Genomic DNA, 12,751 nt, shown 5'->3' on the forward strand with positions numbered 1-12,751 from the left:
GCCCTTAGTCCATCGAGCGTTCGACATGGTTCCGAGCCGAGTGCGATTGCCGCTGCGACCGCCGTCAGGCTTCAGCCGTTCGCCTTGGCCCCAGCGAAGCGCACCAGAGCGCCGAAGGTTTCCAGCATCTCGCCATCGACCTCATCATCCTCGATCAGGATGCCGAGGCGTTCCTCGAGTTCGGTAAGCATGCCGGCCACCGCCATCGAATCCAGTTCGGGCAACGCGCCGAACAACGGGGTTTCGCTGCGAAACGCGGCAACCCGCTCCTCGCTCAGGCCAAGCACGTCCCGAAGCACCGCGCGTACTGCGGCATCGATCTCGGCAATATCGTCAGGAAGCACAGTTAACCCCGTTTCAGCCCTGTTGGCACCGCCCGTTAGAGAATGGGCGGAGGGATGCCAAGTGCAGGTCTTGGCAGCCTGCCTGCGTGCTGCGTATCAGAGCCCATGACCTCGCCCGATCCCATGCCATTCCCAATCGATACCGTGCCGTTGCGAGGCTTGGCCGGAGACGTGGCGCTGGTTGACCGAGCCGGAAGCCTGGACTTCGCTGGCCTAGAGGCGCTGACCGGCGCGGTGGCGGCATGGCTCGCCCGGCAAGGGCTGATACCCGGCGCGCGGGTGGCGTCCTGGTTGCCCAAGACGCGCCTTGCCTGTGTGTTGCCGATGGCGGCGCCGCGCGCCGGTCTGGTGCATGTGCCGATCAATCCGGTGCTGAAACGCGCGCAGGTTGCCCATATCCTGGAAGACAGCGGGGCCGGCCTGCTCGTGACTCAATCAGCCCGCACTGCCGCGCTGGAGACTGGCGACGTGCCGTCGGGGTGCGCGCTGGCGCTCGAGGACGACGTCACCATCAGTGGTGAAGTCATGCCGCCATCTCGCGCCCATCCCGACCTGCTGGCGGCGATCCTCTACACCTCCGGGTCGACGGGGAGGCCCAAGGGAGTGATGCTGAGCCACGCCAATCTGTGGCTGGGGGCCATCTCCGTGGCGCATTATCTGAAGCTGTCGCCGACAGATCGCGTGCTCGCGGTGCTGCCGCTGAGTTTCGATTATGGTCAGAACCAGCTTTTTTCGGCCTGGGCCGCTGGCGCCTCGGTCGCGCCGCTGGATTATCTGGCCGCACGTGACGTCATCAAGGCGGTCGACCGGGTCGGGGCGACGACGCTGGCCGGCGTCCCGCCCTTGTGGGTCCAGTTGCTTGAGGCGGAATGGCCTGCCGAAACCGCGGCGCGGCTGAAAAGGCTGACCAATTCCGGCGGCGCGCTGACGCCGGCCATGGTGAGCGCTCTGCGGCAACGGTTTCCGGAGGCAGATCTCTATCCGATGTACGGCCTCACCGAGGCTTTCCGATCCACCTATTTGTCGCCGGAACTGGTGGATTCACACCCCGATGCGATCGGGCGGCCAATCCCTTTTGCCGAAGTTATGGCTGTGCGCGCCGATGGAATGCGGGCGTCGCCGGGCGAGACCGGAGAACTGGTCCATGCTGGCCCCCTGGTGGCGCAGGGCTATTGGCGCGATCCCGAACGGACTGCGCAGCGTTTCCGGCCGGCGCCGAACTGGTCGCGGTATCGGGGAATGGCGGTCTGGTCCGGCGATACGGTGGTCGAGGATGAGGACGGCCTGTTCCGCTTCGTCGGTCGGGACGACGAGATGATCAAGAGCGCCGGCAACCGGATCAGCCCGACCGAGATCGAGGAAGCCGTGCTGGCGGGCGGCGAGGCGGCAGAGGCGGTTGCGACGGGCGTGCCCGATGCACGACTGGGCCAAGCGATCGTCGTCATTGCAAGGGCTATTGGCGATCCGGTGCAGGCGGAGGTCCGGCTGCGGGAGCGGCTGAGGCGGGAATTGCCGAGTTTCATGCAACCAATGCGCTATGAATGGATGACGGCGTTGCCGACCAACGCCAATGGAAAGCTCGATCGTGCCGCTCTCACCAAGGCTGTTCGCGCCACTTCCGACACAACCCGTAACGGAGTGACGTCATGAAGCCTATGGGGGCGCTACCCGCGGAATTCCGGGGTGAAGGACCGCTTGTCATCGCGGGCCGGAGCGCGGCGCATTGGATTGACGACGCCGGCGACACGCCGCTGTTCGTCTATGATGTCGGGATCGTCGCCGCACGGATCGCCCGGCTGCGAGCCGCGATGCCGGCAGGGCTCGACCTGCACTATGCGATCAAGGCCAACCCGTTCGCACCGTTGATTGCCGCCATGGCGCCGCTCGTCGATGGGTTGGATATCGCATCGGACGGGGAGATGGCGCTGGCGCTGGCGGCGAAGCCCGGCACGGCGATCAGCTTCGCCGGACCGGGCAAGAGCGACCGGGAGATCGCGGCCGCGATCGCAGCCGGGGTAACGCTCAATCTCGAATCCGAAGGCGAGGCGGACCGCGCCCTGGCGGTGGCAGAGCGGCTTGGCGTCACCCCCCGGCTCGCGGTGCGGGTCAATCCGGAGATCGAGCTGCGTGGATCGGGCATGCGGATGGGCGGGCGCGCCTCGCCCTTCGGCGTCGATGCCGATCGGGCCGGGGCGCTCGCAAAGCGCGTGGTTGCGGCCGGGGCGGACTGGCGTGGCTTCCATATCTTCGCCGGATCGCAGGCGCTCGATCCGCAGGCGATCATCGAGACCCAGGCGGAGACGCTGGCACTGGCCGGGCGGCTCGCCGACGAGGTCGGCCGCACGCCGCCTCTGGTCAATCTCGGTGGCGGATTCGGCATTCCCTATTTCCCGGGCGAGGTGCCGCTCGACGTCGAGGCAATCGGCGCTGCGCTCGCTGAACGCATGACGTCACTGCCTGACGCGTTGGTGGGCTCGCGGTTCGCGATCGAGCTCGGGCGCTGGCTGGTCGGCGAGGCGGGTGTGTATCTGACCCGGGTGATCGACCGAAAAGAGAGCCGGGGCGCGGCGTTCCTGGTGGTCGATGGTGGGCTGCATCACCAGTTGGCCGCTTCGGGCAATTTCGGTACGGTAGTGAAGCGGAATTATCCGGTGTCAGTTGCCACGGCTGTTGCCGATGCCCCGCTCGAGACGGTCAGCGTCGTCGGGTGCCTCTGCACGCCGCTGGACCGGCTCGCCGACCGAGTCTCGCTGCCCGTGGCGAATCCGGGTGACGTCATCGCGGTGTTCATGGCCGGAGCCTATGGGCTGTCGGCGAGCCCCTCGGCATTCCTCGGGCACGAACTTCCGCGCGAAATCCTTGTCGGCTCTGCCCTGTGAGCCGACGCTACTCCCTCGCGGACAATCGCTCCGGTCTGGCCTGATGAGCGGTATCGCCGGGATCTTCTATCCCGCCACGCCGAAGCCAGTCGCGCCCGCGCGAATCGCGGCGATGGTCGACGCGCAGGCGCACCGCGGCCCCGACGGATCGGCGATCTGGACCGGGCCTGGCGTTGGGCTGGGGCATTGCAGATTGTCGATCATCGACGCCGGCGGGAGTCCGCAGCCGATGGCAAGCGCGGACGGCGCGCTGACCGTCGCCTGTGATGGCGAGATCTATAATCTTGCCGAGGTGCGCGCCGACCTGGAAGCGCGCGGCTGCGTCTTCGCCACCAGTGGCGATGCCGAAATGTTGCTCCATGGCTGGACCGTGTGGGGCGCCGCGATGCTCGATCGGCTGAATGGCGTGTTTGCCTTCGCGCTGCATGATGCGCGGCAGCAATGCCTGTTCCTGGCGCGCGATCGGTTCGGTGCGAAGCCGCTACACTATGTGGCGCTATCGGATGGTGGGATCGCCTTTGCCTCGGAATTGAAGGGATTGCTTGCCCATCCCTTGCTCAGGCGCTCGCCGGATATTCGTGCGGTCGAGGATTATCTGGCGTTCGGCTATGTCCCGGATGACGCGTGCCTGGTTGCGGGCGTGAAGAAGGTGCCGGCAGCCCACGCGCTGCTGATCGAGCGCGGCAAGGCCGTGCCGGCGCCGGCGCGCTGGTGGAACCTGGATTTCACGCGGCGCGCGACCGGCAATGGACGAGCGCTGGAGGAGGAACTGGGCGTCCGGCTGCGCGAAGCCGTCGCCTCGCGGATGGTCGCCGACGTGCCGCTCGGTGCGTTCCTGTCGGGCGGCTTGGACGGTGCCATGGTGGTCGCGCTGATGGCCGAAGCCTCGAAGCGCGCGGTGAAGACCTATGCGGTCGGTTTCGACGCGGACGGCGAATGCGCCGATGCCAATCGGATTGCCAGGCGCTTCGCGACCGAGCACCACGAACGTCAGCTCCCGCTCGACGATTTTGCGCTGATCGATACGCTGGTCGCGGCATTCGACGAACCGTTCGGCGATGCCTCGGCGCTTACGACATACCGGCGGTGTGAACTGGCCCGAGAGAGCGTCACGGTCGCACTGTCCGGCGACGGCGCGGATGAGAGCTTCGCCGGTGCCCGTCGCTATCGAGAGCATGTTGCCGGGGAGCGGGTGAGGGCCCTCGTGCCCGCATCGATCCGGTCGGGCGTTTTCGGCGCCCTCGGGCGCCTCTATCCGCTCCGTGGCAGGGCGACGCTCCTGGCGTTCGCTGACAGTGGGGCCGAAGGCTATGCGGCTGCGGCCAGCTTGACCACGCCGGCTTTGCGGGGGCACCTGTTCACCGCGGATGCCAGGCGCGAACTGGACGGCCATCGTGCGGAGGATCGCTATGTCACCTCGATGCGCGACGCGCCGGCGCGCGCTTCGCTCGATCGGGCGCAATATGCCGATTTCCAGCACTGGCTGCCGGGCAATGTGCTGGCCAAATCCGACCGCATCGGCACGACGGTGGGCCTCGAGGTGCGCGAACCCTTGCTCGACCACCGCCTGGTCGAATTCGCTGCCACGCTGCCGGTCGCGATGCGGCTGCGGCGCGGACAGGGCCAATGGCTGCTGCGAAAGGCGATGCGGCGCTACCTGCCGCCCGATATCGTTCAGCCAAGCAGTTCGGCTGTGGGGCCGCCGGTCAGCGCATGGTTTCGCGGCCCGCTGGCCGACGAAGCGGCGCGCCTGGCCAACGCCCGGATGCTGACCGGCTCAGGCTGGTTCGATCAGCGAGCGATCGAACGGATCGCGTCGGACCACCGTGCCGGCCGTGCAGAACATGGCCGGACCCTGTGGAAGCTGGTCATGCTCGAACGGTCGATGACGCGGCTGTTCGGCTGACCTTCGCCGTTCAGAACACCATCATCGCGGCATGCAAGGTGAGAGCGATCAGGCAAAATGTCGCCAGCGTGAAGATAGTAAAACGGACGATCACCCGGTTCACCGTAACCTGCACGATGCTGTGGATGACGCGAAGCGCGACATAGGCCCAGGCGATCGTCAGGTTGATGCCGCCGCCGGCGCCGAGCAACGCCAGCGTGAGCGCGACGGCGTAGAACAACGTCGGCTGTTCCATCAGATGATTGTAATTGTCCGCTGGCCATTGCGCCTGGGCAGGAATCCGCGCGCGCAGGTCGGCGCCGTTGCCGCCGACCAGATTCTTCGTATCGATCCTGGCGGCGCTCATCGCAGGAATGCGCTTCGCATACATCCAGAGCCACATCACCAGGCTCCACGCGATCAGCGCCACGACGGGCGCGAGGATCGGGCTATGATCGGTCATCTCGGCATCTCCCCCTTCATTATGGCGGGGAAGCTGCCTCAATCATGACGGCCGCGCAACTTTCGCTGATTCGACCGGCGGAAATGAAAAGGGGCTCGGAGTGCGGCACTGCGGCCGCCCTCCAAGCCCCTGCATCAGCGTCCCCCGAAAGGGGATTGCCGTCAATCGAAGCTGGCACCCCAGCGGCGCTTGGTGCGGGTCTTCCACAGGCCACGGTGATAGGCGTCGGAGGCGAGCAGCGGCATCACGCTGCCGGCTTCGGCGAACACCATCTGCTCGATGCCGGTATTCACCTTTCCCCAGCTTGCAGCCTCCTGCAGCGTCGAGGACGAGCAGGCGCCGTCGCGTACGTCAGCGACGGTGATCTGCACTGCGTATTTGTGGACTTGCACGTCGTCATGACCGAGGATCTCGGCGCAGACGACGGTATCCTGGATGAAGTTCTTCGGCACGCCGCCGCCGATCATCAACAGGCCGGTGGTGCCCGCCTTGATCTTGATGTCGGTGAGCTCGCGGAAATCGGCGATGGCGTCGAGCACCATGTACGGCTTGCCTTCCTTGGTGCGGTCGACCTGGTGCTTGACCAGACCGAAGCCGGCCGAGCTGTCGACGAACGCCGGGCAGAAGATCGGCACGTCATGCTCATAGGCGAGCTTGACCAGGCTGTTGTCCTTCTTGCCATGCTCGACGAGGTACTTGCCCATTTCGCGAATGAACTCGCGACTGGAATATGGGCGTGCCTCGAGACCATTGGCGATCTCGTAGATCGTGTGGTCGCAATCCTGAAGCTGCTCTTCGTCGATATAGGTGTCGTAAATCCGGTCGATCAGGAGCGAGCGCAGCGTATCGTCGTCCGGCACTTCGAGCGCCTGATAATGCTTGTGACCAAGGCCCTCGAAGAAATCCATGTCGACGATCGACGCGCCGGTCGCGACCACGCCGTCGATCATGTTGTTGCGCAGCAGCTCGGCATAAAGGTCCATGCAGCCGCCGGCGGAGGTGGAGCCGGCGATCACCAGGAAGATCGAGCAATCGGGATCCGCCAGCATCTGGTTGTAGATATCGGTCGCGCGGCCGAGATCGCGGCTGGTGAAGCTCATCTTCTTCATCGCGTCGACGATCGGGCGCGCGTCGAACTTGGTGATGTCGATATGCTCGACTTTGGTCGAGAGCAGCTCGGCCTTGCGGGTGTCGTTGATGGCTTCGGTCATTGGATATCTCCTTATTCCCCCTTCCGCTTGCGGGAGAGGGCTAGGGTGTGGGCGCCCAGCTTGAGCGAACGCGCCGCTTGTTGATAACGCGAGCCCCCCTCGGTCCCCTCCCGCAAGCGGGAGGGGAGGAAGTAGGCCGTAGTGCTTGCTAGTTACAGCGTGACGACGTTCGAAGCGACCTCGCGCTCGTCGCTGAGGTACAGCGACGCCATCGGTTCGTCCTCGACGATCACCGTCTCGTCCGATCCGAAGCCGTTGAACGCGGTGCGCATCGCGCAGCCATAGGCGCCGAGCATGCCGATCTCGATATAATCGCCGGCACCAACGTCCGCTGGCAGCATGAACGGGCCGGCCATGTGATCCATGTCGTCACAGGTCGGGCCGTAGAAGCTGAACGCCATGTCGCGCGCGCGGCTGTCCGGCTCGCGGAGCAGTTCAACCGGGAAACGCCAGCCGATATGCGCCGCATCGAACAGCGCGCCATAGGCGCCATCGTTGATGTACAGCTCATCGCCGCGGCGACGTTCCACGCGCACGATCAGCGAACTATACTCGGCGCACAGCGCACGACCGGGCTCGCACCACAGCTCGGACGAGTAGCTCACCGGCAGACTCTCGAACGCACGGTGGATCGTCTCGAAGTAACGCTCCAGCGGGGGAGGTTCCATGCCCGGATAGGACGAAGGAAAGCCGCCGCCGACATCGATAACGTCAACCGTCACCGCTGCCTCGACGATCGCCGCCCGGACTCGCTCCATCGCATTGGCATAGGCTTCGGGCGTCATCGCCTGCGACCCGACATGGAAGCAGATACCGAGCGCATCCGCTGCCTGGCGTGCCGCGAACAGCAGCGCCTTGGTCTCGCCGGGTGCCGCGCCGAACTTCGACGCAAGGCTCAGCTTCGAATGCTCGGACGAAACGCGCAGGCGCACGCACAGCGTCAGATCCTCGGCCGACCGGGTCGCGCGAACGATCTTGTCCAACTCCTCGAGCGAATCGAGGGAAAAGACGCGGACGCCGTGCGTGAAATACGCCTCCTCGATCGCTTCCTCGGCCTTGACCGGGTGCATGAAGCACAGGGTCGCGCCGGGAATGGTGCGGGAGACGAGCCGTACCTCGGCGATCGAGGCGACGTCGTAATGCGTGATTCCGCTCTCCCACAGGACCTTCAGGAGGTCCGGCGAGGGATTGGCCTTCACGGCATACATCGACCGACCCGGGAACTTCTCGACGAAGAAGCGGGCGGCACGCGATGCGGCGTGCGGGCGAATGAGCGTTACCGGCTGAACCGGTCCGTGCTTAGCGATATCGATGCCGCGAACGGCGGTCGAAAGGGTGGTCGCTAACCCCAGCGCGCTATGATGCTTGTGCAACTCAAGGGACCTCCAAGTGCCTAATGGCGGACGAAAGCTGCCTTGCGGTTGGAAGTCCCATGGGGCAGCGGGAAGCGCGAAATAGGGTCGACTTTCGCCAATGTAAAGTGGAATTGGACCCACGGAGGCGTGATGTGACATTTGTGCGACAACCTACCCGGGCCGGTGTGCGAGATGCCGCAGCGAAGATTGCGGCAATCCTGCCGCCGTCGCCGCTGTTCGTCGCGGAAATCCGTGGAATTGCAGTGGCTTTCAAGGCTGAATCACTACAGCCGATCGGCGCCTTCAAGCTGCGGGGTGCCTGGCATCGGCTGACCGCGATCGACCAGGAAGCGCGGGCGAAAGGCGTCGTCGCCTTCTCCTCGGGCAATCACGCGCAGGGCGTCGCTTGGACGGCGAAGCGCCTTGGTATAGCGGCGGTGATCGTGATGCCGGCCGATGCGCCCAAATCCAAGCGCGACGGGACGCTCGCGCTGGGCGCCGAGGTGGTCAGTTACGACCGCGCGACTCAGAGCCGCGAATCGATCGCCGCTCAGCTTGCCGAGGCGCGGGGTGCCGTGCTGGTGCCGAGCTTCGACGATCCCTGGATAATCGAGGGGCAAGGCAGCGCAGGGATCGAGGCGTCAGCCCAGATGATCGAGCGCGGACTGGGGGAGCCAGTGCAGGTGATCGTGCCGTGCGGCGGTGGCGGGCTCGCGGCGGGCATCGCACTCGGGCTGCGTGACGCCTTCATTACCGTGGTCGAACCGGAGGGCTGGGACGACATGCGCCGCTCGCTCGAGGCGGGGTGGATCGAACCGGTCGGGGCGAACCCACCGACCACCGCCTGCGACGCGCTGCAAACCCCGCTCGTTTCGCCGCTGACGTTCGACGTGCTGTCGCGGCGCGGCGTACAGGGGGTGGCGGTGAGCGAGGCTGAGATCAGGACGGCGCAGCGCTGGGCGGCGGAACGCCTGAGGCTGGTGGTCGAGCCGGGCGGCGCGGTCGCGCTGGCGGCGCTGCTGGCGGGCAAGGTCGAGGTGGTGGCCGGCACGCTCGTCATCCTGTCGGGCGGCAATGTCGACCTCGCGGCCTATGGCGCCGTGCTGGCGGGGAACGCGTAGTGGAGGGGTATTTTTCGACGCTCGGCGGCGTGGCCCAGGCGATGGCGGCCCTGGCGCCGGCGATCAGCATGATCGCTGTGTTCGCGCTGATCTTCGGCGGCGTTCGCTTGTGGATGAAGCACCGCGACGGGAAGAAGGCGGCTCTCATGCTCGTGCTGGCGCTGGTATTGTTCGGCAACGTCCTGATCTGGACGCTGTGAACAGCTCGCTCTCGCCCCACGGTGGGGGCGAGGGCGAACAATCACCGGATCGGCGAGTTCGGGTCGAGCCGCATGTCGAGATATTTGTCCACCGAACCCATCAGTTCCGGCATCTCGTGCTCGAAGAAGTGGTTCGCCTTCGGGATGGTGTCGTGATGGATCGTGATGTGCTTCTGGGTGCGCAGCTTGTCGACCAGCTTCTGGGTCGCGAGCGGAGTCACGACCTCGTCGGCTTCGCCCTGGATGATGATGCCGGAGGCCGGGCAGGGCGCGAGGAAGGTGAAGTCGTACATGTTCGCCGGCGGCGCGACCGAGATGAAGCCGCGGATCTCGGGACGGCGCATCAGCAGCTGCATGCCGATCCACGCACCGAAGCTGACCCCGGCGATCCAGGTGGTCGAAGCCTCGGGGTGGAAGCTCTGCACCCAGTCGAGCGCGCTGGCGGCGTCCGAAAGCTCGCCGACGCCATTGTCGAACGTGCCCTGGCTCTTGCCGACGCCGCGGAAGTTGAAGCGCAGCGTGGCGAAACCGCGGCGCTGGAAGGTCTTGTAGAGCTCCTGCACGATGCGGTTGTTCATCGTGCCGCCCGACGAGGGGTGCGGATGCAGGATCATCGCCACCGGTGCGCGGGGGCGCGGGGCGGGAGCGAAACGGCCTTCGAGGCGGCCGTCGGGACCGGGGAAAATGACTTCTGGCATGGGACCTGCTGACAAAAATTCGGTGAGCGCGTGGGCCGCGCGGAATTGGGCGCTATATAGGCATGACGCGCCCTCGCGCAATCATTCTGCCCCGGAGACTCCCAGGCTTGGCCCGCATCTATCTCGATCACGCCGCGACAACCCCGATGCTGCCCGAAGCGATGGCGGCGGTGACTGCCGGGATGGTCCGTTGGGCGAACCCCTCGTCGCCGCATGCCGAAGGGCGCGCCGCGCGGGCCGCGCTGGAGGAAGCGCGCGGACGGATCGCCTCGGCCTATGGCTGGGCAGGCGAGGCGATCCTCACCAGCGGCGCGAGCGAATCGCTCGCCATCGCGCTCGGACGGTCCGTCGCCGAGCGCCGGCTGATCTCCGCGGTCGAGCATGATTCGGTGATGCGGGTGGCGGCCGGGGCGATAGTGCTGCCGGTGGTCTCGACCGGCGTGATCGACCTAGGCGCGTTGACCGAGGCGGTGGCCGGGCCGGGCCGGCCGCTGGTGGCGGTGCAATGGGCCAATAGCGAAACCGGGGTGCGCCAGCCGATCGCCGATATCGCGGAGGCAGTCCATGCAGCGGGCGGCCTGTTGCTGGTCGACGCAGCGCAGATGCCGGTCGGGGCCGATAAGGCGGTGGCGACTCATGCCGATTTCGTCGCCATCTCGGCGCACAAGCGTGGCGGGCCGTCCGGGGTGGGCGGGCTGCTGGTGCGCGACCTTGGCACGCTGATGCCGAGCGGCGGGCAGGAACGTGGGTATCGTGCAGGCACCGAGAATCTGCCGGGCGCGCTGGGTTTCGCGGCGGCGCTGGCGGTGCCCGAGGATCTGGACAGGCTGGGGGCGCTTAGACTGAAGCTCGATGACGCCATTGCCCGGTCCGGCGGCGAGGTCGTGGCGCGAGGCCAGCATCCGGCGATCGGCGCATACCGGATGCGTGGCCTGGTAGCGACGACGCAACTGATGCGATTCGACATGGCTGGCATCGCGGTGTCGGCCGGTAGCGCCTGCTCGTCGGGCAGCATGAAGCCGAGCCATGTGCTGGGCGCGATGGGCTGGAGCGTCGAGGCATCGCGTGAGGTCGTCCGGGTAAGCTTCGGCCGGACCACGACCGAGGCCGAGATCGATGCGTTCATTACCGAATGGCGCACTGTCTCGCGCGGCGCACGGGCGTTCGCGGCATGATCTATCTGGACTATCAGGCGACGACCCCGCTCGCGCCCGAGGCGCTGGCCGCGATGCTGCCCTGGCTCGAGCAGCAGCACGCCAACCCGCATTCGGCGCACGCGCCGGGCCGAGCCGCGAAGGCGACGGTCGAGGTGGCGCGCGATGCGGTAGCCGCACTGCTTCCGACGGGTGGATCGCTGAGCTTCACCAGCGGCGCGACCGAGGCGATCAACTGGGCGATCAAGGGAATCGGTCCGGGTGGCATCGTCACCCTCGCGACCGAACATGCCGCGACGCTCGACACGGTCGAGGCACTGGCGCGGGCGGACCGGCGGGTGACGGTGCTCCCGGTCGATGCTGACGGGCTGGTCGATCTGGCGAGGGCGCGGGCGGCGATCGGGCCGGGCACCGCGCTGGTTACAGCGATGCTGGTCAACAATGAAATCGGGGTGATCCAGCCGGTCGCCGAGCTTGCTTCCATCGCGCACGAGGCCGGTGCGCTGTTCCTGTGCGACGCGGTACAGGGTTATGGACGGATCGCAATTCCGGACGGCTGCGACCTGATCGCGATATCGGCGCACAAGATCCATGGGCCCAAGGGAATCGGCGGCTTGTGGATTCGCGACGGGGTAACGATCGCCCCGTTGCTGCATGGCGGCGGGCAGGAAAGGGCCGGGCGATCCGGTACGCTGTCGCCCGCTTTGTGTGCCGGCTTCGGGGCAGCGGCGCGGCTGGCGCAGGACTGGCACGAGGATGACGCAGCGCATGTCGCCGAGCTGTGGGCGCTGGCGACGGAACGGCTTGGCGCCGGCTGGGCCGTCAACGGATCGGTTGAGCAGCGCTATCATGGCAACCTGAATGTCCGGCGTGACGGCCTCGATGTGAATCGATTGACCTCCGAATTGCGCGATATCGCCTTTTCGGCGGGCTCGGCCTGTGCCAGCGGGTCCGGGCGACCGAGCCATGTGCTGCGCGCGATCGGGCTTAGCGACGCGCAGGCGCGATCGAGCATCCGGCTCGGCTTCGGGCGATACACCACGCAAGAGGAACTCATCATCGCCATCGACCGGATCAATACCGCCGCCGCGGCACAGCGGATCGCCGCCTGATGCTGGTGCGCTTCGTCACGCTCGAGGGATCGATCCGGGAGGTAGCGGCAGAGCCGGGCGCGCGATTGCTCGAAATAGCCCAGGCCGACGGCCAGCCGCTCGAGGGGACGTGCGAAGGTCAGATGGCATGTTCGACCTGCCATGTGATCGTCGATGCGGCCGATTTCGATCGGCTTCCGCGCGCGAGCGAGGACGAGGAGGACATGCTCGACCTTGCCGCCGGCGCAACCCGCACCAGCCGGCTCTCGTGCCAGATCTGGCTCGACGAATCGCTTGACGGATTGACCGTGCGTATTCCCGGCGAAGCGCGGAACATGCAGGGCCGTTGA

Annotated in this window: 13 protein-coding genes; 8 read left to right on the forward strand and 5 right to left on the reverse strand. The window is 66.5% G+C overall.

Translation table 11 applies throughout. From position 1 onward, the window contains the following. Window positions 1-71: 71 nt before the first annotated feature. Window positions 72-344: an acyl carrier protein gene (locus U1769_RS10870; RefSeq protein WP_332715569.1), complete on the reverse strand. Its 273-nt coding sequence runs from the start codon at window positions 342-344 to the stop codon at window positions 72-74. Window positions 345-449: 105 nt separating this feature from the next. On the opposite strand from U1769_RS10870, the gene U1769_RS10875 reads away from it, so the two are divergent. The 3 genes from U1769_RS10875 to asnB are packed head-to-tail and all read left to right on the forward strand — an operon-like array spanning window position 450 to window position 5,129. Next, complete coding sequence (locus tag U1769_RS10875; protein WP_332715571.1) at window positions 450-1,994, forward strand: acyl-CoA ligase (AMP-forming), exosortase A system-associated; 1,545 nt, start codon at window positions 450-452, stop codon at window positions 1,992-1,994. Beyond that, window positions 1,991-3,223: a pyridoxal-dependent decarboxylase, exosortase A system-associated gene (locus U1769_RS10880; RefSeq protein WP_332715574.1), complete on the forward strand. Its 1,233-nt coding sequence runs from the start codon at window positions 1,991-1,993 to the stop codon at window positions 3,221-3,223. The genes U1769_RS10875 and U1769_RS10880 overlap by 4 nt, the downstream gene beginning before the upstream one ends. Window positions 3,224-3,266: 43 nt before the next feature. Continuing rightward, window positions 3,267-5,129, forward strand: a complete 1,863-nt coding sequence (gene asnB / locus U1769_RS10885; protein ID WP_332715576.1) for an asparagine synthase (glutamine-hydrolyzing) — start codon at window positions 3,267-3,269, stop codon at window positions 5,127-5,129. Window positions 5,130-5,139: 10 nt separating this feature from the next. Here asnB and U1769_RS10890 read toward each other — a convergent pair whose 3' ends face one another. The 3 genes from U1769_RS10890 to U1769_RS10900 form a co-directional block, all read right to left on the reverse strand. Continuing rightward, the gene (locus U1769_RS10890; RefSeq protein ID WP_332715578.1) at window positions 5,140-5,571 is read right to left on the reverse strand and encodes an MAPEG family protein; all 432 of its coding nucleotides are present in this window, start codon (window positions 5,569-5,571) and stop codon (window positions 5,140-5,142) included. A gap of 161 nt (window positions 5,572-5,732) precedes the next feature. After that, a complete protein-coding gene (locus tag U1769_RS10895) occupies window positions 5,733-6,782 on the reverse strand; it encodes a 1,9-bis(guanidino)-5-aza-nonane synthase (RefSeq protein ID WP_332715581.1) in 1,050 nt (349 codons plus the stop codon). 152 nt (window positions 6,783-6,934) lie between these two features. Continuing rightward, window positions 6,935-8,155, reverse strand: coding sequence for a type III PLP-dependent enzyme (locus tag U1769_RS10900; protein WP_332715583.1), 1,221 nt, complete (start codon window positions 8,153-8,155; stop codon window positions 6,935-6,937). Between the two features lie 134 nt (window positions 8,156-8,289). On the opposite strand from U1769_RS10900, the gene U1769_RS10905 reads away from it, so the two are divergent. Together U1769_RS10905 and U1769_RS10910 are read left to right on the forward strand one after the other, a co-directional pair. Next, window positions 8,290-9,258: a threonine ammonia-lyase gene (locus U1769_RS10905; protein ID WP_332715585.1), complete on the forward strand. Its 969-nt coding sequence runs from the start codon at window positions 8,290-8,292 to the stop codon at window positions 9,256-9,258. Further along, entirely contained in the window at window positions 9,258-9,458 is a 201-nt protein-coding gene (locus U1769_RS10910) for a hypothetical protein (protein WP_332715587.1), read from the forward strand. Before U1769_RS10905 ends, U1769_RS10910 begins: the two co-directional genes overlap by 1 nt. A gap of 41 nt (window positions 9,459-9,499) precedes the next feature. Here the strand turns inward: U1769_RS10910 and U1769_RS10915 are convergent, their stop codons facing one another. Further along, on the reverse strand, window positions 9,500-10,156 hold the full coding sequence (locus tag U1769_RS10915; protein ID WP_332715589.1) for an alpha/beta hydrolase: 657 nt from the start codon (window positions 10,154-10,156) through the stop codon (window positions 9,500-9,502). Window positions 10,157-10,302: 146 nt separating this feature from the next. Here U1769_RS10915 and U1769_RS10920 point away from each other — a divergent pair, with 146 nt between their 5' ends. From U1769_RS10920 to U1769_RS10930, 3 genes are read left to right on the forward strand one after another with little or no spacing between them, the layout of a single operon-like run. Next, window positions 10,303-11,331 (forward strand): cysteine desulfurase family protein, encoded by a 1,029-nt coding sequence (locus U1769_RS10920; protein WP_332715789.1) that lies wholly within the window; start codon window positions 10,303-10,305, stop codon window positions 11,329-11,331. Next, window positions 11,328-12,422: a cysteine desulfurase family protein gene (locus tag U1769_RS10925; RefSeq protein ID WP_332715591.1), complete on the forward strand. Its 1,095-nt coding sequence runs from the start codon at window positions 11,328-11,330 to the stop codon at window positions 12,420-12,422. Before U1769_RS10920 ends, U1769_RS10925 begins: the two co-directional genes overlap by 4 nt. After that, entirely contained in the window at window positions 12,422-12,751 is a 330-nt protein-coding gene (locus tag U1769_RS10930) for a 2Fe-2S iron-sulfur cluster-binding protein (RefSeq protein ID WP_443030329.1), read from the forward strand. Before U1769_RS10925 ends, U1769_RS10930 begins: the two co-directional genes overlap by 1 nt.

Source organism: Parasphingomonas zepuensis, assembly GCF_036663735.1.
Taxonomy (GTDB): domain Bacteria; phylum Pseudomonadota; class Alphaproteobacteria; order Sphingomonadales; family Sphingomonadaceae; genus Sphingomonas.

What these genes read in the sequence shown, in the direction of transcription:
- asnB (WP_332715576.1), top strand. Translation starts at nt 3,267, where the DNA reads ATGAGCGGTATCGCCGGGATCTTCTATCCCGCCACGCCGAAGCCAGTC.
- U1769_RS10895 (WP_332715581.1), bottom strand. Translation starts at nt 6,782, where the DNA reads ATGACCGAAGCCATCAACGACACCCGCAAGGCCGAGCTGCTCTCGACC.
- U1769_RS10880 (WP_332715574.1), top strand. Translation starts at nt 1,991, where the DNA reads ATGAAGCCTATGGGGGCGCTACCCGCGGAATTCCGGGGTGAAGGACCG.
- U1769_RS10915 (WP_332715589.1), bottom strand. Translation starts at nt 10,156, where the DNA reads ATGCCAGAAGTCATTTTCCCCGGTCCCGACGGCCGCCTCGAAGGCCGT.
- U1769_RS10925 (WP_332715591.1), top strand. Translation starts at nt 11,328, where the DNA reads ATGATCTATCTGGACTATCAGGCGACGACCCCGCTCGCGCCCGAGGCG.
- U1769_RS10875 (WP_332715571.1), top strand. Translation starts at nt 450, where the DNA reads ATGACCTCGCCCGATCCCATGCCATTCCCAATCGATACCGTGCCGTTG.
- U1769_RS10890 (WP_332715578.1), bottom strand. Translation starts at nt 5,571, where the DNA reads ATGACCGATCATAGCCCGATCCTCGCGCCCGTCGTGGCGCTGATCGCG.
- U1769_RS10920 (WP_332715789.1), top strand. Translation starts at nt 10,303, where the DNA reads ATGCTGCCCGAAGCGATGGCGGCGGTGACTGCCGGGATGGTCCGTTGG.
- U1769_RS10930 (WP_443030329.1), top strand. Translation starts at nt 12,422, where the DNA reads ATGCTGGTGCGCTTCGTCACGCTCGAGGGATCGATCCGGGAGGTAGCG.